Genomic DNA, 23588 nt, shown 5'->3' with positions numbered 1-23588 from the left:
GAAACGCCCCCGGGAGCCGTTCACCGGACCGCCCGGGGGCCCGACATCAGGAGATGGATTCCCATGCGTGTACTCGTCGCCGGAGCCACCGGAGTCGTCGGGCGGGCGCTCGTCCCGCTGCTCACCTCGGTCGGCCATGACGTAGTAGCCCTGTCGCGTACGCCGGGGGACGGCACTGTCGCCGCCGACGCCCTCGACCGTTCCGCCCTGCACCGGGCCGTCCGCGAGGCGGCCCCCGACGCGGTGGTCAACATGCTCACCGCCATCCCGGCCGCCATCGACCCGCGCCACCTGGCCCGCGACTTCGCCCTGACCAACCGGCTGCGCACCGAGGGCACCCGCAATCTCCACGAGGCCGCGCACGACGCCGGCGTCAAGAAGATCGTCGCCCAGGGACTCGCCTACGGCTACGACCCGGCCGGCCAGGGCGCGGCCGACGAGGACGCCCCGCTGTGGCAGCGTCCGCCGAAGCAGTTCGTGCCGGTTCTCGAAGCGCTCAAAGAGCTGGAACTGCGCACCGCCGACGCGGGCGGCACGGTCCTGCGTTTCGGGCACCTCTACGGGCCCGGAACCATCTACGCCCCCGACGGCTCCTTCGTACGGCAGGTCGGCGCGGGGAAGGTCCCGCTGGTCGGTGGCGGACACTCGGTGTTCTCCTTCACGCACACCCATGACGCGGCCACCGCGGTGATCGCCGCGCTCGACAAGCCCGCGAGCGGCCCGTTGAACATCGTCGACGACCACCCGGCGCCGCTGCGCGAGTGGCTGCCCGAGCTGGCCCGCATGCTCGGCGCCCCACAGCCCAGGAAGGCACCGGCGGCCCTCGCGCGGCTCGCGGTCGGAGGCTGGGGTGTGGCGTTCATGAACGGACTGCGCGGCGCCGACAACGCCCGCGCCGCGCTCACCCTCGACTGGCGGCCCCGGTACGCCTCCTGGCGCGAGGGGTTCGCGGCCGAGTTGAATGGCGCGACGGCCGCCCGGTGAGGCGTACAACGAGCAGGAAAGGAAAGTGAGTTGGAGACTTCCGAGACAGCGGGCGAAGCTGCGGCGACCGAGCGGTTCGAGGCGTACCGCCCACTGCTGCTCGGCCTCGCCTACCGGCTGCTCGGCAGCATGTGGGACGCGGAGGACGTCGTCCAGGACGCCTACCTCCGCTGGACGGGCACCGACCGTGCGGACATCCGCGAACCGCGCGCCTTCCTCATCACCATCGTCTCCCGGCTCGCTCTGGACCAGCTGCGCTCGGCCCGTGTGACCCGGGAGGCGTACACCGGGCCGTGGCTCCCGGAACCCGTCGCGACGGAGGCGCTCGGCCCGCTCGACACGGCCGAGCTGCGCGACACCGTGGCCTACGCGACCGTTCATCTGATGGAGCGTCTGTCACCTCCGGAGCGCGCCGTGTTCGTCCTGCGGGAGGCCTTCGAGCTGCCGTACGACGAGATCGCGCGGATCGTCGACACGACACCCGCCAACTGTCGCCAGATGCACCACCGCGCGGGCCGTCATCTCGCCTCCGGGCGCGACAAGTTCACCCTCTCCGACGCCGAACACGCCACACTGCTCACCCGCTTCCTGGAGGCCGCGCAGGGCGGCGACCTCGCCGGCCTGACCGACCTCCTGAGCGAGGACGTGGTCGCCTGGAACGACGGCGGCGGCCAGGTCAGGGCGGCGCTGCGCCCGATCGAGGGGCGCACGCACGTGATCGCGTTCATGGCCGGACTGGTCGCCCGCTATCCGTTCGGTGAGGCACGCGTCGTGGACGCGAACGGGGCGCCCGCGCTGGCGCTCACGGTCGACGGCATCGAGCAGGTCGTCACCGTCTCCGTGCACGAGGGACGAATCGACGGCGTCTACGCGGTGCTCAACCCCGACAAGCTGGGGCACATGGCGCGGTGACATATGGGGGCGCGGCGTCCGCACGTCGCGCCCCCTGTGGTCAGGGGTGGTCGCTGACCCGGATCACCCGCAGCCCCGGCGAGGACATGATGTCCTTCTCGCAGAACCGTGACCTCACCCACCGCTCGCCCGAGAACAGCCGCGTCTGGTCGCTGTAGTGCGACGAGTTCGGGTTCGACGACTGGGAGTACGTCAAGAGGGTGCGCGCCACCGGACAGCGGCCGCCGTCCCAGCCGACTGCCTGGATGTACGACGACCCGGTGGTGACCTCGGTGTATCCACCGGCCGCCGGGTTCCACTCCGGTTCGACCTTGTTCCACACGCCGAGCGATTCCGTGCCGCCCGGCACGGGGATGCGCTGCCCGCCGCGCACAACGAACTGGTTCGCGCCGAGCCGCGCGTCCAGCGCGATGCCCGCCGTACGCAACTCGGTCACCGTGTCCGCGAGGGCCGTCGTGAAGCCCGGCGCGTCGGTGTTGAGCGTGTTCGGGGTGCGGACCGGGTCCGCCGCGGAGAACGGGATCTTCCACAGCTGCGAGGACGGGACCGCGGCCGTCAGCTTCCGCCAGAACCGGTCGAAGAGCAGCGCGCCCCGGCTGTCGGTGTTCATGGAGTGGTCCCACGCCCCCAGCACACCGCAGGCCTCGGTCACGTCAACGGCCTTGCCGTCACTCTCCGTTGCGGTGCCGCCCGGCAGTGCGGCACACGCACGCGCCGCGTCGTCCGCGGCGAGATCACCCGCGGGCACCCGGTTCGCGAACTGCTGCGCCTGAAGATCCCGTACCGTCAGACGGCCCTTCGCGGCCATCGCCGTAACGTCCTCGACCGCGCCGCGCGTACGCATCGAGCGCTGCGTGCCCGTCGTGCCGAAGACCCGCTCGTACCCGGTCAGCGGCCGGTCCACATTGGCCAGCCAGGCGCTGTCGTTGGAATTCTCGGCGTACGGCGCGTCCTTGAGCACCGGCATCTTCGCCGGCCCGAAGATCCCCGGCTGTACGGCGTCCGGGTCGCTGCCCAGCGCGCAGTCCCCGCGCGAACCGTCGAGGATCGCCACACCCGCCGACGGATAGGTGACCTTGCCGAGCGGCGTCGAGCAGCGCTGCGCCAACTCGTCCGTGATGCGCGGGAGTACCTGCGACTGCGTGAACAGCGAGTGGCCGCCCGAATCGGCGGCGATCGTGTTCACCCACGGCAGCCCCTGGGTGCGCCTGAGGGCCGTGAGGACGTCGGCCGTGCTGCGGGCCTTGCTGAAGCCGAGCGCGGTGTCGGAGGCGCGGAGGTTGGCCGCGTTCGGGTCGTTCAGCGCGTACGCCGTCGTGGCGGTCCAGGGGAGCGGCAGTTGCGCGCCGAGCGAGGTGACGACCGGGCCGTACCGGGTCCACCACTGGGTGCGCGTCACCGGCGTGCCGTCCTTCACATCGACGGTGACGGTCCGCTTGGTCATGCGCTCCGGCTTGCCGTCCACCAGATACGTCGTCGGATCGGCCGGATCGAGCGTCAGCTGATGGAGGTTGAGCGTGACGCCCGTCGCGACGGTGTGGCTCCACGCCACGTGCGCGGTGTGCCCGATCGACATCGTCGCCAAGCCGAGCAGCGCACCGCCCGCCACGTTCAGTTCACCGGGGATGGTCTGCTGCATCTGCCAGAAGCGGCGGCCGCCCTGCCAGGGGTAGTGCGGATTGCCGAGCAGCAGGCCGCGGCCGTTCGCCGTCGTGGCACCGCTGAAGGCGACCGCGTTGGATCCCATGTCCGCGGTGTCGAAGAGCTCCCGTACGGCTTCGGCGGTCGTCTTGGTGTCGGGGGCGGCGGTGCTCTGCCCGTCGGGCGTCCTCGTGACCGTGGACGTCGTCGGTGGCTGTGCGGCCGTGATGCCGTCGACCCCGCGGCCCTGGCCGCCGAGCACGGCCAGCGCGAAGGTGCGCGCGGCCACGTCCACGGCGGTGACCGGCTGGACCCAGGCGGCGCCCTGGCACGCCGGGTCGGTGATCCGGTTCCGGGCGAGCCAGGCGTTGTAGCCGGCCGCCCAGCCGCGCGTCAGGTCCTTGACCTGGCGGCTCGGCCCCAGCGGCGCGGGCTCGGCCAGCAGCTTCTCCACCGTCCCCGTCTCCCGCACCCCGCGGAAGTACAGGTCGCTGGAGAGGTTCTTGGCCGCCGAGGACAGCGAGCCGTCGGGCGCCGCGTCGGGCCCGAAGAAGCGGGACCGCTCGCCGCGCACGGTCACGAAGCCGTCGGCGAGGGTGCACACCTGGTCGGCGGCCTGTGCCCAGCCGGTGCCGAAGCCGAGGTTCGCGTAGTCCTTCGCGACGATGTGCGGAATGCCGTACTCGGTGTATCGGATCACGGCCGACAGGCCGCCGTGCGAGGGATGTTCCTGACGGCCTTGTTGCTGGGCCGCGGCGGCGGGCAGCGAAGCCGCGGCGGTGAGCAGGGCCACGGCCGTGACGACGACTCGTCTCAGGCGGGTGCGCATCATGCCTCCCAACGTCATTGGGGGAAGGGGCGGTTGAGCGTACCAACGGGTATGTGCGGCGGCGGGGTTGCTGTCACGATCTCCCTGCTTCGGTTCCGACCTCTTCGAGTCCGGCGTCAAGTCGTCCCTGGCCCCTGCTTGACGTCGTCCCGACGTCGTCCCTGCGTCCTCCTTGACCTCCCCGCGCCGCGGACCGAGGATCATGTGTCATGACGCCTGGACACGGCAGCACGGTTGACGGGGTGCTGCGACGCAGCGCCCGGCGCACCCCGGCGCGCGTCGCGGTCGACTACCGCGAGCGCTCCTGGACCTACGCGGAACTCGACGAGGCCGTCTCCCGTGCCGCGAGCGTGCTGCTCGATCAGGGGCTCGCCCCCGGCGACCGGGTCGGCGGCTACGGCCACAACTCGGACGCGTATCTGATCGGCTTCCTGGCCTGCGCCCGCGCGGGACTCGTGCACGTACCGGTCAACCAGAACCTGACCGGCGACGACCTCGCGTACATCGTCGGCCAGTCCGGAAGCACGCTGGTTCTGGCCGACCCCGACCTCGCCGCTCAACTCCCCGACGGTGTACGTACGTTGCCGCTGCGCGACGCCGACGACTCCCTGCTCGCCCGGCTGGACACGGCCCCTCCGTACGACGGCGCCGAGCCGCGCGGCGACACCCTCGTGCAGTTGCTCTACACGTCGGGCACCACCGCCCTCCCGAAGGGCGCGATGATGACGCACCGCGCCCTGGTGCACGAGTACCTGAGCGCGATCACCGCCCTCGACCTGAGCGCGGGAGACCGGCCCGTGCACTCGCTGCCGCTCTACCACTCGGCACAGATGCACGTGTTCCTGCTCCCGTATCTCGCGGTCGGCGCGTCGAACGTCATCCTCGACTCGCCCGACGCCGACCGGCTGTTCGACCTGATCGAGGCCGGCCGCGCCGACAGCTTCTTCGCCCCGCCCACCGTGTGGATCGGCCTGTCGAACCGCCCCGACTTCGCGACCCGCGACCTGAACGGGCTGCGCAAGGCGTACTACGGCGCGTCGATCATGCCGGTGCCCGTCCTGGAGCGGCTGCGCGAAAGACTGCCGAAGCTGGCCTTCTACAACTGCTTCGGGCAGAGCGAGATCGGCCCCCTGGCCACGGTCCTCGGACCCGACGAGCACAAGGGGCGGATGGAGTCCTGCGGACGTCCGGTCCTCTTCGTGGACGCCCGGGTGGTCGACGAGAACGGCAAGGACGTGCCCGACGGGACGCCCGGTGAAGTCGTCTACCGCTCACCGCAGTTGTGCGAGGGCTACTGGGACAAGCCCGAGGAGACGGCCGAGGCCTTCCGCGACGGCTGGTTCCACTCAGGGGATCTCGCCGTGCGTGACGCCGACGGGTACTTCACCGTCGTCGACCGGGTGAAGGACGTCATCAACTCCGGTGGCGTACTGGTCGCTTCACGCCAGGTCGAGGACGCGCTCTACACACACGGCCAAGTCGCCGAGGTTGCCGTGATCGGCCTCCCCGACGAGCGCTGGATCGAGGCCGTCACCGCCGTCGTCGTCCCCCGCGGCGAGGTCACCGAGGCCGAACTCATCGCCCACGCCCGCGAGAAGCTCGCCGGCTTCAAGGCACCCAAGCGGGTCCTGTTCGTGGACGAACTGCCGCGCAACGCGAGCGGCAAGATCCTCAAGCGGGAGCTGCGGGACCGGTTCTCGGACTCGTCCACCGACCCGTCTTCCGGCTCCTCTGCGGACCCTGCGGCGGATACCTGAACAGCACGGTCTCGTAGGCGAGTCCGGGGCCCACTGCGAGCACGACACCCCAACTCCCGGGCTCGGAAGAGTCGGCCAGGGTGTCACGCAGGGCGTGCAGCACGGTGACGGAGGCCATGTTGCCGCAGTGGGCCAGCACATCGCGCGCGTGACGCAGCGCCGGCTCGTCGAGACCCAGTCCGAGGGCCATCGCGTCGAGCATCTTCGCGCTGCCGGCGTGGCAGACCCAGGTGGCGATGTCCGGCACCTTCAGGCCGTGCCTGGCGAGCAGAGTGTCGACCGGGCCCTTCACCGACGCCTGGACGAGGGGCGGTAGTCCGGGGTCCAGGAGGGTGCGAAAGCCGTCGTCCTCCAGATACCAGCCCGCCATGTGCTGGGTCGCGGGCACCAGGGCGCCGTGGGAGTCCACGACGATCGGTCCCTCGGGCAGGGCCTGCGCACGACGCTGCCCGGCCATGACCAGCGCCGCGCTGCCGTCGCCGAACAGTGCCCACTCCGCGAGCCGACGCATCGTCGGCGCGCCGTCGCCCGCGAGCAGGAACAACGGCTCGGCGGCGAGCCCCACCGCCAGGTCGTCCGGATGACCCTGCAGGTACTCGTGCATCCGTGCGATCAATGACACGCCGCCCACACAGCCGAGGCCGTTCATCGGTATCCGCCGCACATCCGGCCGCAGCCCCGCACGACGCAGCACTTCCACGTCCCACAGAGGGGCTCCCACCGCCAGGTAGGAGGTCGACAACAGCACATCGACGTCGTCGGGGCGTACACCCGCTCTGTTCAGCGCGGCGATGAGCACTTGACTGCCGTACTCGACGGCGGCCCGGCGCAGTGCCGCCGAGCCGTCGGCGGCGGGTCGCTGCCTGAGGCACTCTTCCAGCGGCCGTGAGAAGGAACGGTGCCGCACCCCGGAGTTGGCGGCCATCCGGTCGGCGACCCCGGGGCTCACACGGCGGTTCCCGTCCGACGGGAGGCGGGAGACGACGGTGCGCACATGCGCCGCGATCTCGCTCTGCGTGTACCGATAGGGCGGCAGCACTCCTTCGACGAGCACGAGGCGCGTGGTCGCCATAGGGGGTCCTCTCCAGCGTGTTCGCTCCACCAGGTTTCTGCTCAGCCGGCGAAGAGCCCCGCGAGCGATGCCAGGATGGCCAGCGCGGACTGCGCGATGTCGGCTCCGGAACCGGTCATGAGAGCGCGCAGCCGTTCGATGCGCCCACGGACTGCGGGGACCTCGGGCTCGGGCTGGGCCACCACGCGGGCGAGGTCGTGGACATCGCCCGCCGCCTCCTCGCGCTGAGCATCGCTCAAGTCCCGGCTGGAAAGTACCAGTTCGAGCAGCCGGGTGAGGTCGGCGGCTCCATTGGCCGATCCGTACGTGTTCTGGAAGTCCCGTACGACGATGTCCTTCGGCCGGTTGATGAACGTCGTGTTCGTCCCTTGGAAGTAGAAGTTCTCCGACACCTTGGCTCCTGACATGACGACGACACGGCTGTTGTTGATGCTGATGTCCCGCTGCTCCCGTCCGCGGACGGGGACGAGCGCTGCCTTGATCGCTTCCTCTGCCTCGCGTACCCGGTCGAATGCGGCGGCATCGGCGGCGCGCGCCGGGGAGATGAGGCCCCGCAGCACGGTGGCGGGAGACTGGGGCCGATCCTGCTCGTCGCGCGACCAGGGCGAGTACGGCCGGTACAGGTTGTGTCCGACGCCCTCGTCCGGCGTTGCGGCCTCGGCGCGCAAAGCCTGCTGGATGCCGCCGAAGAGGGCGCGGAAGTAGGCGGTGGACGTGTCCTCGATGCGGAAAACGATCTTCTCGCCCTGCTGCGACGCACCGTACCGCGCGTGGAAGAACACCAGACAGGGCAGCAGTTCGGGACCCAGCCCCAGCAGCGAGGCCATCTTGTATGCGCCCTGCGGCTCGTACGGGGCCCACTGGAGCCACCGCATCACTGACAGGGCCCGGTACAACTCGGGTTCCAGGTGTTCGCGCCAATAGCGTTTCGAGGCCCGGGAGTCGACCCTGCGCTCAAGGACGAATACGCGCGTGGAGGGCCCCGACAAGGCGTTGAGGTCGTCGAAGTGTGTGCGGACGTAGGCGGCCAGCTCCGCGTCGGCGTCCGTGTAGAGCAGGACACCCCACAGACGGGGGCCGCCGTCCGGTGCGCTGCCGTTCTCGGCCAGTTGGAGCCGGTGGATCAGTTCAGCGGTGTTCGGGGCAGGGCCCATCGAGTAGCAGGCCTCGGCGGGATGCTCGATGCGGAGGACGAGGAGATCTCCGTCCGCGAGCCCGGTCTCGTCCAGGGGTAAGTGCTCCGGCAAGTGCTCACCGGTGACGGGGTCGGTCAGTCGGACGGAGGGGAAGGTGTTGTCCAGGAACCCGGGAGGGTTGGTCAGGGCTCGGGGCGCCGGTTGCGGGCGGGCGAGGCCCAACCGCCGCGCCTCGGCCAGGGCGATGCTGGTGAAGTCGGCTACCAGCACGCGGCCGGGGGCCGAGATCTCGAAGGATCGCTCGAGCGTGCTCCGATCGAGGTCGATCCAGCGTTGGACGCCGTCGTGCGCGCCGACGGCGAACTCGCCCGTACGGAGGCGCTCGTTGAGGGTGTGCCAGTATCTCCCGCCGTAAGGGCCGTAATGGGTCGCCCAGTCCCCTTCTCTGACGTCGATCGTGAAACGCATGCCACCGGTATCCCCGCGCTTCTCCATATCCGTCAAGTGTGAGGCACGAGGCGGCGCGAGCGCGAGGTGATCTCCGAAAAGGCGCCTCGCGAGCCTCAGCGCGGACGCAGATCCACGATCCGTCTGATCTTCCCCACCGACCGTTCCAGCGACTCGGGTTCGACGATCTCGACCGTGACCGACACGCCGATGCCGTCCTTCACGGCCGCGGTGATGGCCTGTGCGGCCGCCTCACGGATCTCGGGTGTGGCGCCGGAGCGCGCTTCGGCTCGCACGGTGAGTGCGTCGAGGCGGCCCTCGCGGGTCAGACGCAGCTGGAAGTGCGGGGCGACTCCCGGTGTGCGCAGCACGATCTCCTCGATCTGCGTCGGGAAGAGATTGACGCCCCGCAGGATCACCATGTCGTCACTGCGGCCGGTGATCTTCTCCATCCGGCGGAAGACCCGCGCCGTCCCGGGTAGCAGCCGCGTCAGGTCCCGGGTCCGGTAACGGATGACGGGCATGGCCTCCTTGGTGAGCGAGGTGAAGACCAGCTCGCCCTCCTCACCGTCCGGCAGCACCTCGCCGGTGAACGGGTCGACAACCTCGGGATAGAAGTGGTCCTCCCAGATGTGCAGCCCGTCCTTCGTCTCGACGCACTCCTGGGCGACGCCCGGGCCGATCACCTCCGACAGGCCGTAGATGTCCACCGCGTCGATCGCGAACCGCTCCTCGATCTCCCGCCGCATCTCCTCGGTCCACGGCTCGGCCCCGAAGATCCCCACGCGCAGGGAGGTGCCGCGTGGGTCGACGCCCTGTCGCTCGAACTCGTCGAGCAGCGTCAGCATGTACGAGGGGGTCACCATGATGATCTCGGGCCTCAGGTCCTGGATCAGCTGGACCTGACGGGCCGTCATGCCCCCTGAGGCGGGGATCACCGTACAGCCGAGCCGTTCGGCGCCGTAGTGTGCGCCGAGCCCGCCGGTGAACAACCCATAGCCGTACGCCACATGCACTTTGTCACCCGGGCGCCCGCCCGCCGCGCGAATCGAGCGGGCCACCATGTCGGCCCACATGGACAGGTCGTTCTCCGTGTAGCCGACGACCGTGGGGCGCCCCGTCGTACCACTCGACGCGTGGATGCGCCGGATCCGGTCCTGGGGTACGGCGAACATTCCGTACGGGTAGTTCTCGCGCAGATCGCCCTTGACCGTGAACGGGAACCGCGCGAGGTCGGCGAGCGTACGGCAGTCGTCCGGGCGCACCCCCGCCTTGTCGAAGGACTCCCGGTAGAACGGCACGTTCTCGTACGCATGCCGCAGCGACGCCCGCAGCCGCTCCAGCTGGAGCTCCCGCAATCCGTCCGCGTCGAGCCGCTCTCCGGCGTCGAGCAGGCCCTTCGGGTCTGTGGAATCCACCATAGGGACTTCTCCCTCACCAACCGCACCATTACGGGCGACCGATCATTCGGTCGATCTGTTCGAGATCAGTAATTCAGGACACTCCGCCTCAGGCAAGAGGTCGACTCGATTTTCTTGGAGGAGCGGGCCGCGACTATGGCGTCGGGGACGGCGATCTCGCCGTCGGCGATGCGGCGCGTAACACGGGGGAGCGGATCGAGGTGACGCTCCACCGGAGCCTCGTCCATATGATCGCCGAGACCGATCGGCGCGCCGGGCACGCCGACATCGTCCGGGAACTCATCGACGGGGTCGCGGGACTGCGGAAGGGCGACGCCGGCATGGCACCCGGCGACTCGGCGTGGTGGGAGAGGCATCGCGACCGGCTGGAGCGGATAGCGAAGGAAGCCGGCCGAGTCGCGTAGCCCCGGACGCCTTCGACCGCTGCCCGGCCCCGCGGCGCGCTCTGCACCGCGGGGCCGGGCCGGTGGACCTCTCCGCCAAGGCCGGGCCACCGGCTAGCGCACCAGGCAGGGGCGCTTGGCGTCGAATTCCCAGCCCGGGACGAGGTACCGCATCCCGATCGCGTCGTCCCGGGCGCCCAACGCCTTCTCGCGGTAGAGCTCGTGCGCCGCGAGGAGTCGGTCCATGTCGAGCTGGAGGCCCAGGCCGGGGGCGTCGGGGACGGCGATCTCGCCGTCGGCGATGCGGGGCGGGGAGACGGTGAGCCGCTCCAGGCCCTCCTGCCAGATCCAGTGCGTGTCCAGGGCGTTGTACTCGCCGGGGGCCGCCGCTCCGCAGTGCGTGACCATGGCGAGCGAGATGTCGAAGTGGTTGTTCGAGTGGCAACCCCAGGTCAGGCCCATCGCGTTGCAGAGCTGGGCCACGCGTACCGAGCCCTGCATCGTCCAGAAGTGCGGGTCGGCCAGCGGGATGGAGACCGACTGCAGGGCCAGCGCGTGGGTCAGCTGCCGCCAGTCGGTGGCGATCATGTTGGTCGCCGTCGGGAGCCTCGTGGCGCGCCGGAACTCGGCCAGGATCTCGCGCCCGGAGTAGCCGCCCTCGGCTCCGCAGGGGTCCTCCGCGTAGGCGAGCGTGCCCACCAGGGGCGTACACAGCTCGATGGCCTCGCGCAGCGACCAGGCGCCGTTGGGGTCGAGGGTGATCCGGGCCCCGGGGAAGCGGTCCTTGAGCGCGCGGACGGCCCTGACTTCCTCGGCGCCCTCCAGGACACCGCCCTTGAGCTTGAAGTCCCGGAAGCCGTAGAGGTCGTAGGCCGCCTCGGCCTGCCGGACGATCGCCTCGGGCGACAGGGCCTCCTCGTGCCGGATCCGGTACCAGTCCACGTCCGAATCGGGTTCGCGGGCGTAGTCCAGGTCGGTGCGGTCGGGGTCGCCGACGTAGAAGAGGTAGCCCAACACCCTTACGGAGTCCCGCTGTTGACCGTCTCCCAGGAGCGCCGCAACCGGCACTTCGAGGTGCTGCCCCAGCAGGTCCAGCAGCGCCGACTCGACGGCGGTGACCGCGTGGACGGTGGTCCGCAGGTCGAAGGTCTGCGCGCCGCGTCCACCGGCGTCGCGGTCGGCGAAGCGGTCCCCGATCTCGCGCAGCACGCGCTTGTAGTCGCCCACCTTCGCGCCGACGACGAGGGACTCGGCATCCCGCAGAGTCCGGGTGATCTTCTCTCCGCCGGGGACCTCGCCGAGACCGGTACGGCCCTCGGAGTCCTTGAGGATGACGACGTTGCGGGTGAAGTAGGGGCCGTGCGCGCCGGAGAGGTTCAGCTCCATGCAGTCCCGGCCCGCGACGGGACAGACGGAGAACTCGGTGACGGTCGGCTGCTTGTTCCTGCTCGTACTCATACTCGTGTTCATGCTCATCAAAGTCCTTGTGTACGGGGGTGACGCGGGGGCGGTGATCAGAGGCTGAGGCCGTCGAGGGCCCACTCGACGGCCAGGACGCCACCCAGGCCGAGGATCGCGAGCACCGTCGTATAGGTGGTGCGGACCTTGATCGCGTCGATGACCGAGAGGTTGAAGTACTCCTTGAACAGCCAGAATCCGGGATCGTTGACGTGCGAGAAGGCGATCGAGCCGCAGGAGACGGCGAGCACCATCATCTCGGGATGTACCCCGCTGCCCGCCAGCAGCGGCAGCACCACGCCGGAGGCCGTGACCACGGCGACGGTCGCCGAGCCGAGCGCGATGCGGAGGATGACCGCGATGAGCCAGGCGAGGATGATCGGCGAGATGGACCAGTTGTCCGTGACGTCCTTGATGTAGTCGGAGATCCCGCCTTCGACGAGGACGTTCTTGAAGGCGCCCCCGGCGCCGATCACCAGGAGGATCATCGCCATCGCCTGGGCCGCCGAGGTGCAGGAGGCGCTGACGTCGGAGAGGCTCCGGCCGATCCGCGGTCCGAATGCCCAGACCGCCAGGAGCAGGGTCAGCAGCAGCGCGATCGGTGCCGAGCCGATGAAGGCGACGAAGTGCAGGAACGGTGTCTCGGCGGAGGTGGCCAGATCGGTCACCGCGGCTCCGGCGATCAGCACGACGGGGAAGAGGGCCACGCCCAGCGACCAGCCCAGGCCCGGCATCTCCTCGTCGGTGAACTCGCGCTCGCTGACCAGCCCCTTGGGGATGGCGGGGTTCATCACCTTGATGAACGGCAGGCGCGGCCACACGAGCGCGATCAGCGCACCGGCCGGGACGGCGATGAACAGGCCGTAGAACAGGGTCAGACCGATGGACGCGTGGAAGGTCGAGGCCACGGCGGTCGGGCCGGGGTGCGGCGGCAGGAAGCTGTGCATGGTGGACAGGGCGATCGACATGGGCAGCCCGACCCAGAGCAGCCGCGCCCCGGTGACCCGCACCAGGGTGAACGCGATAGGCACGATGATGATGAAGGCGACCTCGTAGAACATGGTGACGCCGATGAGCATGGACGTGACCACCATGGCCACCTGGACCCAGCGGGGGCCGAAGGCGTCCAGGAGCTTGCCGGCTATGCGCTGCGCGGCGCCGGAGTCGCCCATGACACGGCCGACCATGGCGCCGAGCCCGATGGTGAGCATCGTGTCGCCGATCTGGCCGCCGATGCCCTCCGAGAGGACGTCCGGGATCTTCTCTACCGGAATCCCGCGGACGACGCCGACGCCGACCGCCACGAGGAGGAGGGCGGCGAAGCCGTTCAGTCGCAGCTTGGTCATGAGGAGCAGCAGAATCAGAACGCTGATCCCGACTACGAGGAGAGGCATGGCAGTTCCCCTTTGAACTGTGAAGCGGGCATCCGGAGCACACGTGGCTCGCGGCCCGGGTCCCGTCCGGGCCGCGTGGGGTCACCTGCGGGGCGGTCGCAGGTGGTGAGGTGGAGGGCGTACAGCCTTCGTCCGGCGAGGCGTCATACGGCCCTCATCAGGCGCGACGTGCCGTACGGTTTTCGCCAGGCGCGAGGTGTCGTACGGCCTTCGTCAGCCGAGGCGTCGTACGGCGCCGACCAGGTTCAGGCCGTCGTCGAGGACCTTCTCCAGGTCGGCGAGGTCGGCCGGGCCGGGGTCGGTGAGCGGAGCGCGTACCGGACCGACGGGCAGGCCGCGCAGCCGGGCGGCGGCCTTGACCAGCGAGACGGCGTAGCCCGGCACCCGGTCGCGCAGCTCGACCAGCGGGACGTAGAAGTCGCGCAGGAGCTTGGTCACGGTCGCGTCGTCGCCGCTTTGCAGCGCGGCGAAGAAGGCGTCGGCGATCTCGGGCGCGAAGGCGTGGACGGCCGACGAGTAGGCGGGGACGCCGACGGTGGCGTACGCGCGGGCCTGGATCTCGGCGGTGGCGGCGCCGTTGAAGAAGAGGAAACCGTCGGGGGCGGCGAGCGTGAGGCGCTGGAGCCGGTCGAGGTCGCTGTGCCCGTCCTTGAGGCCGACGACCGTGGGGATCTCCGCGATCCGGCGCAGGCCGTCGGGGGTGAAGGCGACGGGGCCGCGCTGGTAGGCGACGAGCGGCAGTCGGGTGCCGGCAGCGATCCGGCGCAGCTGCTCGACCAGGCCGTCCTGCGGGGCCTCGACCAGATAGTGGGGCAGCACCAACGCGGCGTCCGCGCCCGCCTCTTCGGCGATCCGGGCGAATCGCAGCGACTGCGCCCAGCCGTAGCCGATACCGGCGACGACGGGCAGCCGACCGCCTGAGATCTCGACCGTGGCCTCGACGACCGCGCGGTACTCGTCCTCGTCCAGCGCGCTGAACTCGCCGGTTCCACAGGCGGGGAACACCGCACCCGGCGCGGTGGCCAACTGGGCGGTCAGGTAGGCCCGGTAGGACTCCAGGTCGAGTTCGCCGTCTTCCCGGAAGCTCGTGAGCGGGAAGGACAGCACCCCACCCGCCATGCCGTCCCGCAGCCGCTGGACCACACCCTCGACCTCCGCGCTGAACCCTGTCATGAATCTCATCCCTATATGCAGATGGCGTCTAAGTATGAGAATGGAGGCTAGGTTCGTGAACCCTGCGAGGTCAATGGGTGCGACGGCGCGGATTTACGATGGGGCCCATGCCGGAGAGCCCAGGGGTCCGTGGAGTGAAGTCGGCGGCCCGCACCGTCGCGCTGCTGGAACTGCTCGCCGACCGCGGCGACCGGCCCTCGCGCCTGGACGAACTCGCCGAGGAGCTGAGCGTGCCGCGCAGCAGCATGTACCAGCTGCTGCGGACCCTCGTCGACTGCGGCTGGGTGCGCACCGACACCACCGGCTCCCTCTACGGCATCGGGATCCGCGCGCTGCTCACGGGCACCAGCTATCTCGACAGCGACCGGTACGTAGGAATGGTCCGCCCCTACCTCGACGAGGCCTCGGACGCACTCGGGGAGACCATCCACATGGCGCGGCTCGACGGCCCGAGCGTCGTCTACCTCGCGACCCGTGAGTCCCACGAGTATTCGCGCACCATCAGCCGGGTCGGCCGCCGGATCCCGGCCCACGCCGGCGCGCTCGGCAAGGCCCTCCTCGCCGAGCGCCCCGACGACGATCTCCCGCTACCCCCCGATCCGCTGCCGGCCCTCAGCGAGAACACGCACACTGAGCGCGCCGCCCTGCTCGCCGACCTCGCCGGCGTGCGCGAGCGCGGCTACTCCATCGACCGCGAGGAAACAGTGCCCGGCATCGCGGGCTTCGGCTTCGCCCTGCGCTACGACACCCCGGCCACCGACGCCATCAGCTGCTCGGTGCCGGTGAACCGGCTCACGGGGGACCACGAGGCCCGCATCGTCTCCGTCATGCGGGAGATTCGGACGAAGATCGAAACCCTGCTGCCGCCTGCCGCGGGCGCCCCTGACTGGCGCTGACCTCGGGGGCGGCCGGGCCCCGCCGCGCCAAGCACACCCTCGATGCCGAGCGTAGTCTCGAGTACTGGCGTGGTGAAGCGGTCTCAGACTCAGCATGACGCCAGGCGCGGCCCACTCACACTTCGTGGGGTTCCAGGCACGGATCTCCACGATCTTGACTTGTGGGCGAGTACCAGGTTCACCAAGGGCCAACAGCACCGCCCTGTCCTAGCGGCGGAATGCTGCTGGCGGGCGACCCGTTCGTCGCCCCGGTCTACGCGCGCACCCCCTGTCCCGCGGCCTTAACTGCGGCGATGGCCTGTTCGTAGCTGTCTGCTTCGGTATCGATAGTCAGCCGCACGCCCGCCCCTCCGTGTACTGCCTCCGTCCTTCTCAACGACGTGCTGGCATAGCTGCGTTGATGCCGAGAGCTGGCCGACCATCGGACAGTACGACTCGGATCCTTGCGAAGGCTGGGCTATGCGCCGATAACCGAAGCCAGCGCAGCACCGATAACGATCAAGGACAGTCCGAGTATCACCACGCGGAACACCCCGTCGCTCTGGGGATCGGGCGGCTGGTTCGTGTCGTCCGCGCGGGCGCAGTCGCAGTGGCGCAGGACGGGACTGTCCATCCAGTAGGCGCCGAGCAGTTGCGCTCGAGGCCCAAAGAGCGGGTCGTCTTCCATGCCTGGGGCAACGAGAACCTTCTGGAAGACGGCACGGCAGAAACACCAAGAGAGTGCCTGATCGTTACCGGGGCGATCCCGTCAACCAACCTTGGGGCGGGCATTTTCGCATCCAATCCGGCGACGGCCTTACGAACAGTGCCTTTGCCTCCTCCGCGTCGAAAGTCAAAGTGGACGGCGGTTCGACATTTAGATCGAACCGCTCTGGAATCACTGAGTAGTCCTGACCGCCGTGAAAGGAGGTCACAGAGGTTTTCTCAACGAAATGATCTCGTGAGATGACTCGGCCCAGGGGATCCCGCGAGCCGCGATGAGTCCTGCGGCGTCCGGCGGTCGTACTGTCGAACCCGGTACCGAGGAGGACTTCTGATGCGCAGCGTGACTTTCGATGAGCGTCTCACTTGACGGCTACATCGTCGGGCCGGACGGTGGCTTCGACTGGACGGCGCCCGACGAGGAGGTCTTTCGCCGACGGCTGTACGAGACGATGCTGTACTGGGAGACCGCCGACCAGGATCCATCGCTCGACGACTCAATGCTGGAGTGGGCCGCGCTCTGGAAGCCGCTCCCGAAGCTGGTGTTCTCGACCACGCTGTCGGCGGTGCAGGGCAATGCCCGCCTGGCCTCCGGCGGCCTGGCGGAGGAGATCGAGCGGTTGCGGGCTGAGCCGGGGGAGGGCGATATCGCGATCGGCGGCGCGACTCTCGCCGCCGAGGCGGCCGCGTTGGGTCTGATCGACGAGTACCGGGCCATGGTCTACCCGGTGCTGGTTGGCGGTGGCATTCCATCATGTCCGCAACCACCAAAGGCCTCACGTTGGTCCCCTATGTCGCCGCGCTCGACGTCGCGCGCCACGTCGTGGACCACCTCTCATGCCTGCTGGCCGCACACCGGCGGCGGATCGGCACCCCGCGCGGCAGCGAGGCACTCGGCCCGTTCCGCCAGGCCGTCCTGGTCCTGCGCTGGTTCCGCGAACGCGGCTGCGTGCACTGCCTGGCGCGCGACGCATGCATCCCCCAGGCCACCGGCTACCGCTACCTCCACGAGGGCATCGACATCCGCGCCGACCAGGCCCCGGACCTGCACAAGGTCCTGAACCGGTGCCGACGCGAGGCCAGGACCCACGTCCGGGCCCGGCTTCGTCGATCGCGTGCACGAGGGCGACGTCGAGGTCCACCAGATCAGGAAGCGACCCTAACGTTGAGTCCGTAGTCCAGCTCCGCACCATCGATCAGCACCGCCTCGACCGTGCGCGTACTGGGGTCGATGTCGGCCACGATCCCCTCCCCGGCGTAGCGGGGGTAACCCGTCTCGCCTGTCTCGCCAGTCGCCTCGACGACTGCCGATCGCACAGCTGAGTCTTCCGCGGACGCACCGTCTGCGTCCTCGATGTGTTCGGGAACCAGCAAGATAGTGAAGCGCTGCGGCTCGGTAGTCATGCTTCGATATTTAAGTGCCTTTCCCACCGGCCGTGGGACAGGCGCACGGTAGGTCGCACACTGGCTTAGGCGGAACGGCTAGTCGCCGCGCGAAGGGCGACCCGGCCACGGAGAACGTGACGGTCAGCGTCCCTCGCGCGGAGCCGCCTCCGCCGCCACCGCCCGCGCCCACCGATAGTCCGCCTTCCCGCTGGGCGACCGCTGAATGGCCTCCGTGATCACGAGCTGGCGGGGGATCTTGTAGCCCGCGAGGTGGGTGCGGCAGTGGGTCTGGATGTCCTCCAGGGACGGGTGGTCCGCGCCCTCGCGGAGCTGGACGACCGCGGCGACGTGGTTGCCCCACTTCTCGTCCGGCACCCCGGCGACCAAGGCGTCGTACACGTCCGGATGCGACTTGAGCGCTTGCTCGACCTCTTCCGGATAGACCTTCTCGCCACCGGTGTTGATGCACTGGGAGCCGCGGCCGAGGACGGTGACGATGCCCTCCTCGTCGACCGTAGCCATGTCGCCGAGGAGCACCCAGCGCTCGTCGCCCTTCTGGAAGAAGGTCTCGGCGGTTTTCTTGGGGTCGTTGTAGTAGCCGAGTGGCACATGGCCGCGCTGGGCGATGCGGCCGGGCTCGCCGACGGCGACCGGCTCGTGCGTGACCGGATCCACCACCTGCGTGCGGGAGTTGACGCGCACCCGGAAGCCGCGCGCCGGGCCCGAGTCCGCCGTCGCGGTGCCGTTGAAGCCCGACTCCGACGAGCCGAAGTTGTTCAGCAGCATCACGTTCGGGACCAGTGCCTGGAACTGCTCGCGCACCGTGTCCGACATGATCGCGCCGGAGGACGACACGCTGAACATCGCGGAGCAGTCGGTGCCCTTCATGGGCCCGTTCAGCGCGTCGATCAAGGGTCGCAGCATCGCGTCGCCGACCAGCGACATGCTGGTGACCTTCTCCTTCTCGATCGTCCGCAGGACTTCCTCGGGTACGAACTTGCGGTGGACCACGATGCGTTGGCCGAAGTTGAAGCCGATGAAGGCGGTGAGCGTCGAGGTGCCGTGCATCAGCGGGGGAGTGGGGAAGAAGGTGATCCCCTCGCCACCGGCCGCGACGCGCTCGGCCAGCTCCTCCGGCTTCTTGACCGGCTCACCGGTCGGAGCGCCACCGCCGAGGCCGGAGAAGAACAGGTCCTCCTGCCGCCACATCACCCCCTTGGGCATCCCTGTTGTGCCACCGGTGTAGATGATGAACTGGTCGTCCGCCGAGCGCGGCGGGAATCCCCGCTCAGGGGATGCGGCGGCCTCGGCGTCCGTGAACTCCACCGCGTCCAGCGAGGCCGCACCGGGTGCGGGGGAGCCCACCCGTACGACATGCCGCAGTGCCGGAGCGTGCGGCAGCGCCGCCGCCACCCGGTCCGTGAACTCCGCGTCGAAGACCAGGGCCACCAGGTCCGCGTCCCGGTAGAGGTAGATCAGCTCCTCTTCCACATAGCGATAGTTCACGTTGACCGGCACGATCCGGGCCTTCAGACAGCCCAGGACGGTCTGCAGGTACTCGACGCCGTTGTACAGGTGGAGTCCGAGGTGTTCGCCGGGGCGTATGCCGCTGTCGATCAGGTGGTGCGCGACGCGGTTCGCGGCCGCGTCCAGCTGGGCGTACGTCAGCCGGCGCTCGGCACCCGTGCCGGGGTGGTCGATGTACACGAGCGCCTCGCGCCCCGGGACCACGTCGACGACCGACTCGAACAGGTCGGCAAGGTTGTACTCCACCGCTCCTCCTGATCCCGAACGTCCGTGGCTGCACTCGGCTCGACGGTCATCAGAGCAAAGCCGCACCCAACTGTGAAGGGTCCCGGCAGAAGAAATCTGACTGTCTGTCAGAAAACCCTTGTACTGGCTCCGCCCCTCCTGCAACCTGTTCTCGTTCCTGAGACGGGAGGACGGCAATGGGTGGGACGGAACACCTCACCGTGCAGCGCGAAGGCGCCACACTGGTACTCACGCTCAACAGGCCCGAAGCCAAGAACGCGCTCTCGCTGCCGATGCTGGTCGGCCTGTACGACGGCTGGGTCGAGGCCGACGAGGACGACGCGATCCGCTCGATCGTGCTCACCGGAGCGGGGGGTGCCTTCTGCGCAGGAATGGACCTCAAGGCGCTGGCCGGAAAGGGGATGGAGGGCGAGCAGTACCGGGACCGGCTCAAGGCCGACCCCGATCTGCACTGGAAGGCGATGCTGCGCCACCACCGCCCCCGAAAGCCGGTGATCGCCGCCGTCGAAGGGCACTGTGTCGCGGGCGGCACGGAGATCCTCCAGGGCACCGACATCCGGGTCGCCGGTGAGTCCGCGACCTTCGGGCTCTTCGAGGTCAAGCGCGGCCTGTTCCCGATCGGCGGTTCGACGGTCCGGCTGCAACGCCAGATCCCGCGCACCCACGCCCTCGAAATGCTGCTCACGGGTCGCCCGTACGCGGCCCGGGAGGCCGCCGACATCGGCCTGATCGGCCATGTCGTCCCCGACGGCACCGCGCTGGACAAGGCCCTCGCGATCGCCGAGCTGATCAACGCCTGCGGCCCGCTGGCGGTCGAGGCCGTGAAGGCCTCGGTGTACGAGACCGCCGAGCTGACCGAGACCGACGGGCTCGCCGCCGAGCTCAAGCGCGGCTGGCCGATCTTCGACACCGCCGATGCCAAGGAGGGCTCCCGAGCCTTCGCCGAGAAGCGCCCGCCCGTCTACCGGCGCGCCTGATCCGAAGCCCGCGCCCGGGCGCGCCCCACCCCTTACGGGCAATGGCGTGTCCGACCCTCCGAAGGAGACACCCGGGATGCCCGAAGTCCTCAAAGCCCCGCTCGTCGTCGAATTCCCCTTCACCCGCTCGCTCGGCCCCGTCCAGAGCGCCTTTCTCACCGGCCTGTGCGAACGCGTCGTCCTCGGCGTGAAGACCATGGACGGCCGCACACTGGTCCCGCCCGTCGAGTACGACCCGGTCACCGCCGATGAGATACGCGACCTGGTCGAGGTCGCCCCCACCGGCACGGTCACCACCTGGGCCTGGAACCACGAACCCCGCCGGGGTCAGCCCCTCGACACCCCCTTCGCCTGGGCGCTGGTGAAACTCGACGGCGCCGACACCGCCCTCCTGCACGCCCTCGACGCTCCAGGTCCCGGCGCCGTACGCACGGGCATGCGCGTCCGCATCCGCTGGGCCGAGGAGCGCTCCGGTGCCATCACGGACATCGCCTGCTTCGAACCGTACGAGGGCATCGCGGAACTCACGGGCCACAGCGGCCGGTTCGAGGACATGGTGACCGGCATCGTCGCCCCCGCCCGACTCGACTACGTCTACTCGCCCGGTCGCGCCCAGAGCGGCTACATCAACGCCCTCTCCGATCAGCGCACCGTCGGCGAACGCTGCCCGTCATGCCGCAAGGTGTACGTCCCGCCGAGGGGCGCCTGCCCCACCTGCGGTGTCGCCACCTCGGAGCAGGTCGAGGTGGGTCCGCGAGGCACAGTCACCACGTACTGCATCGTCAACATCAAGGCGAAGAACCTCGACATCGAAGTGCCGTACGTCTATGCGCACATCGCCCTCGACGGCGCCGACCTCGCGCTGCACGGCCGGATCGGCGGCATCCCCTACGGCGAGGTGCGCATGGGCCTGCGTGTGGAGCCGGTGTGGACGGAAGGCGGCCGCCACCCGGACCACTACCGGCCCACCGGCGAACCGGACGCGGACTACGAGATGTACAAGGAGCTGTTGTAGATGCCGCCCATCAGGGACATCGCCGTCGTTGCCTTCGCTCAGACCGACCACCGGCGCACCAGTGACGAGCTCTCCGAGGTGGAGATGCTCATCCCGGTCCTGCACGACGTCCTCGACCAGACGGGTCTGAAGACCAGCGACATCGGCTTCACGTGCTCCGGTTCCACGGACTATCTCGCGGGCCGTGCCTTCTCCTTCACGATGGCGCTCGACGGGGTGGGCGCCTGGCCGCCGATCTCCGAATCGCACGTGGAGATGGACGGCGCGTGGGCGCTGTACGAGGCATGGACGAAGCTGCTCACCGGGGAGGTCGACACCGCGCTCGTGTACGCGTACGGCAAGTCCTCGCCCGGTTCCGTGCGAGACGTCCTGACCCGGCAGCTCGACCCGTACTACGTGGCGCCCCTGTGGCCGGATTCCGTCGCGCTCGCGGCGCTTCAGGCGCAGGCGCTCATCGACGCTGGCGAGACCGACGAGCCCGCTCTTGCCTCCGTCGCGGCCCGCAGCCGTGCCTCGGCGGCCGCCAACTCCCATGCGCAGCTGCGTGGTTCGGTGGCGCAGGGCGACTACCTCGTACGTCCGCTGCGTACCGGTGACTGCCCGCCCATCGGCGACGGTGCCGCCGCCGTGATCCTCGCGGCGGGTGAGAGGGCCCGCGAGCTGTGCGAACGGCCCGCCTGGATCCGGGGCATCGACCATCGCATCGAGGCGCACGGCCTCGGCGTCCGCGACCTGACCGACTCGCCGTCCACGCGCCTGGCCGCGGAGAAGGCGGGCGTCTTCGAACGTCCCGTCGACACCGCCGAGTTGCATGCCCCCTTCACCTCCCAGGAGGTGGTCCTGCGGAAGGCGCTGGGGCTCGGAGAGAGCGTGACGGTCAACCCCTCCGGGGGTGCGCTCGCCGCCAACCCGGTGATGGCGGCCGGGCTGATCCGCATCGGTGAAGCCGCCGTGCGCATCCATCGGGGTACATCCGACCGGGCGCTCGCGCACGCCACTTCAGGCCCCTGCCTCCAACAGAACCTGGTCGCCGTACTCGAAGGGGATGCCCGATGAGCAAGGAGCCCGTGGCCGTCGTAGGCATCGGCCAGACCAAGCACGTGGCGGCCCGCCGGGACGTGTCCATCGCGGGACTGGTCCGCGAGGCTGCCCAACGCGCATTGGATGACGCCGAGTTGGCCTGGGCCGACATCGACGCCGTCGTGATCGGCAAGGCGCCCGACTTCTTCGAGGGCGTCATGATGCCGGAGCTGTATCTCGCGGACGCGCTCGGCGCGGTCGGCAAGCCGATGCTGCGGGTGCACACGGCGGGCTCCGTCGGCGGATCGACCGCCCTCGTCGCCACGAACCTCATCGCCGGACGCGTCCACGGCACCGTCCTGACCCTGGCCTACGAGAAGCAGTCCGAGTCGAACGCCATGTGGGGCCTGTCGCTGCCGATCCCCTTTCAGCAGCCGCTGCTGGCCGGGGCCGGCGGCTTCTTCGCGCCGCACGTGCGCGCGTACATGCGGCGCACCGGCGCACCCGACACGGTCGGCTCGCTCGTCGCGTACAAGGACCGCCGCAACGCGCTGAAGAACCCCTACGCGCATCTCCACGAGCACGACATCACGCTGGAGAAGGTCCAGGCCTCGCCCATGCTGTGGGACCCGATTCGCTATTCGGAGACCTGCCCGTCGTCGGACGGGGCCTGCGCGATGATCCTCACCGACCGTGCGGGGGCGGCCCGCTCGCCGCGGCCACCCGCGTGGCTGCACGGCGGCGCGATGCGCAGTGAACCCACCCTCTTCGCGGGCAAGGACTTCGTGTCGCCGCAGGCGGGCAAGGACTGCGCGGCCGACGTGTACCGGCAGGCCGGCATCGCGGACCCGCGCCGAGACATCGACGCCGTCGAGATGTACGTGCCGTTCTCCTGGTACGAGCCGATGTGGCTGGAGAACCTCGGTTTCGCGGAGGAGGGCGAGGGCTGGAAGCTCACCGAGGCCGGGGTGACGGAACTGGACGGGGACTTGCCCGTCAACATGTCGGGCGGCGTCCTCTCCACCAATCCGATCGGCGCCTCCGGCATGATCCGCTTCGCCGAAGCGGCACTTCAGGTGCGTGGGCAGGCCGGAGAACACCAGGTGGACGGGGCTCGCAGGGTGCTGGGGCACGCCTATGGCGGCGGATCCCAGTTCTTCTCCATGTGGCTGGTCGGGTCCGCGCCGCCGGCCTCCTGAAACCGTCCCCCTC

Annotated in this window: 18 protein-coding genes and 2 pseudogenes; 11 read left to right on the top strand and 9 right to left on the bottom strand. The window is 69.7% G+C overall.

The window, feature by feature from the left end; all coding sequences use genetic code 11:
* The first annotated feature begins 63 nt into the window (after positions 1-63).
* Together ACZ4RZ_RS05245 and ACZ4RZ_RS05240 are read left to right on the top strand one after the other, a co-directional pair.
* The gene (locus tag ACZ4RZ_RS05245; RefSeq protein ID WP_467742195.1) at positions 64-984 is read left to right on the top strand and encodes an NAD-dependent epimerase/dehydratase family protein; all 921 of its coding nucleotides are present in this window, start codon (positions 64-66) and stop codon (positions 982-984) included.
* A 30-nt stretch (positions 985-1014) separates the two neighbouring features.
* The gene (locus ACZ4RZ_RS05240) at positions 1015-1896 is read left to right on the top strand and encodes an RNA polymerase sigma-70 factor (RefSeq protein WP_467742193.1); all 882 of its coding nucleotides are present in this window, start codon (positions 1015-1017) and stop codon (positions 1894-1896) included.
* A gap of 40 nt (positions 1897-1936) precedes the next feature.
* On the opposite strand, the gene ACZ4RZ_RS05235 is transcribed toward ACZ4RZ_RS05240, so the two are convergent.
* A complete protein-coding gene (locus ACZ4RZ_RS05235; RefSeq protein ID WP_467743056.1) occupies positions 1937-4366 on the bottom strand; it encodes a penicillin acylase family protein in 2430 nt (809 codons plus the stop codon).
* Between the two features lie 209 nt (positions 4367-4575).
* Here ACZ4RZ_RS05235 and ACZ4RZ_RS05230 point away from each other — a divergent pair, with 209 nt between their 5' ends.
* The gene (locus ACZ4RZ_RS05230; protein ID WP_467742192.1) at positions 4576-6123 is read left to right on the top strand and encodes an acyl-CoA synthetase; all 1548 of its coding nucleotides are present in this window, start codon (positions 4576-4578) and stop codon (positions 6121-6123) included.
* Here the strand turns inward: ACZ4RZ_RS05230 and ACZ4RZ_RS05225 are convergent.
* The 3 genes from ACZ4RZ_RS05225 to paaK form a co-directional block, all read right to left on the bottom strand.
* The gene (locus tag ACZ4RZ_RS05225) at positions 6038-7195 is read right to left on the bottom strand and encodes a type III polyketide synthase (protein ID WP_467742190.1); all 1158 of its coding nucleotides are present in this window, start codon (positions 7193-7195) and stop codon (positions 6038-6040) included. The genes ACZ4RZ_RS05230 and ACZ4RZ_RS05225 overlap by 86 nt on opposite strands.
* A gap of 41 nt (positions 7196-7236) precedes the next feature.
* On the bottom strand, positions 7237-8799 hold the full coding sequence (locus ACZ4RZ_RS05220; protein ID WP_467742188.1) for a hypothetical protein: 1563 nt from the start codon (positions 8797-8799) through the stop codon (positions 7237-7239).
* 95 nt (positions 8800-8894) lie between these two features.
* Complete coding sequence (paaK, locus tag ACZ4RZ_RS05215) at positions 8895-10199, bottom strand: phenylacetate--CoA ligase PaaK (protein WP_467742186.1); 1305 nt, start codon at positions 10197-10199, stop codon at positions 8895-8897.
* Between the two features lie 191 nt (positions 10200-10390).
* Between paaK and ACZ4RZ_RS05210 the strand changes: the two are divergent.
* Positions 10391-10603 (top strand): annotated as a pseudogene (locus tag ACZ4RZ_RS05210) (mycothiol transferase); the annotation flags it as partial.
* Between the two features lie 93 nt (positions 10604-10696).
* On the opposite strand, the gene ACZ4RZ_RS05205 reads toward ACZ4RZ_RS05210, so the two are convergent.
* From ACZ4RZ_RS05205 to ACZ4RZ_RS05195, 3 genes are all read right to left on the bottom strand, one after another.
* Entirely contained in the window at positions 10697-12052 is a 1356-nt protein-coding gene (locus ACZ4RZ_RS05205; protein WP_467742184.1) for an enolase C-terminal domain-like protein, read from the bottom strand.
* 44 nt (positions 12053-12096) lie between these two features.
* Positions 12097-13434, bottom strand: a complete 1338-nt coding sequence (locus ACZ4RZ_RS05200) for a gluconate:H+ symporter (RefSeq protein ID WP_467742182.1) — start codon at positions 13432-13434, stop codon at positions 12097-12099.
* Positions 13435-13647: 213 nt separating this feature from the next.
* A complete protein-coding gene (locus tag ACZ4RZ_RS05195; RefSeq protein ID WP_467742180.1) occupies positions 13648-14607 on the bottom strand; it encodes a 5-dehydro-4-deoxyglucarate dehydratase in 960 nt (319 codons plus the stop codon).
* Between the two features lie 107 nt (positions 14608-14714).
* Between ACZ4RZ_RS05195 and ACZ4RZ_RS05190 the strand changes: the two genes are divergently transcribed.
* From ACZ4RZ_RS05190 to ACZ4RZ_RS05180, 3 genes and pseudogenes are all read left to right on the top strand, one after another.
* Positions 14715-15503: an IclR family transcriptional regulator gene (locus ACZ4RZ_RS05190; RefSeq protein WP_467742178.1), complete on the top strand. Its 789-nt coding sequence runs from the start codon at positions 14715-14717 to the stop codon at positions 15501-15503.
* Positions 15504-16539: 1036 nt separating this feature from the next.
* Positions 16540-16969: pseudogene (locus tag ACZ4RZ_RS05185) on the top strand (dihydrofolate reductase family protein); the annotation flags it as partial.
* The gene (locus ACZ4RZ_RS05180) at positions 16960-17382 is read left to right on the top strand and encodes a hypothetical protein (protein ID WP_467743098.1); all 423 of its coding nucleotides are present in this window, start codon (positions 16960-16962) and stop codon (positions 17380-17382) included. The pseudogene ACZ4RZ_RS05185 and the gene ACZ4RZ_RS05180, both read left to right, overlap by 10 nt.
* Here ACZ4RZ_RS05180 and ACZ4RZ_RS05175 read toward each other — a convergent pair.
* Positions 17352-17609, bottom strand: coding sequence for a hypothetical protein (locus tag ACZ4RZ_RS05175; RefSeq protein WP_467742177.1), 258 nt, complete (start codon positions 17607-17609; stop codon positions 17352-17354). The two genes, ACZ4RZ_RS05180 and ACZ4RZ_RS05175, sit on opposite strands and share 31 nt — an antisense overlap.
* A gap of 123 nt (positions 17610-17732) precedes the next feature.
* Positions 17733-19364, bottom strand: coding sequence for an acyl-CoA synthetase (locus ACZ4RZ_RS05170; protein WP_467742175.1), 1632 nt, complete (start codon positions 19362-19364; stop codon positions 17733-17735).
* Positions 19365-19540: 176 nt separating this feature from the next.
* Between ACZ4RZ_RS05170 and ACZ4RZ_RS05165 the strand changes: the two genes are divergently transcribed.
* The 4 genes from ACZ4RZ_RS05165 to ACZ4RZ_RS05150 all read left to right on the top strand — a co-directional run bounded on the left by ACZ4RZ_RS05165 (position 19541) and on the right by ACZ4RZ_RS05150 (position 23575).
* Positions 19541-20341: a crotonase/enoyl-CoA hydratase family protein gene (locus ACZ4RZ_RS05165; protein WP_467742173.1), complete on the top strand. Its 801-nt coding sequence runs from the start codon at positions 19541-19543 to the stop codon at positions 20339-20341.
* A 76-nt stretch (positions 20342-20417) separates the two neighbouring features.
* Entirely contained in the window at positions 20418-21356 is a 939-nt protein-coding gene (locus ACZ4RZ_RS05160; RefSeq protein WP_467742171.1) for a Zn-ribbon domain-containing OB-fold protein, read from the top strand.
* Positions 21357-22412: a thiolase domain-containing protein gene (locus ACZ4RZ_RS05155; protein ID WP_467742169.1), complete on the top strand. Its 1056-nt coding sequence runs from the start codon at positions 21357-21359 to the stop codon at positions 22410-22412.
* A complete protein-coding gene (locus ACZ4RZ_RS05150) occupies positions 22409-23575 on the top strand; it encodes a thiolase domain-containing protein (RefSeq protein ID WP_467742167.1) in 1167 nt (388 codons plus the stop codon). The genes ACZ4RZ_RS05155 and ACZ4RZ_RS05150 overlap by 4 nt, the downstream gene beginning before the upstream one ends.
* The last annotated feature ends 13 nt before the right edge of the window (positions 23576-23588 follow it).

Source organism: Streptomyces sp. NPDC027189 (assembly GCF_055566975.1).
This window is presented reverse-complemented; position numbering and strand designations above follow the sequence as displayed.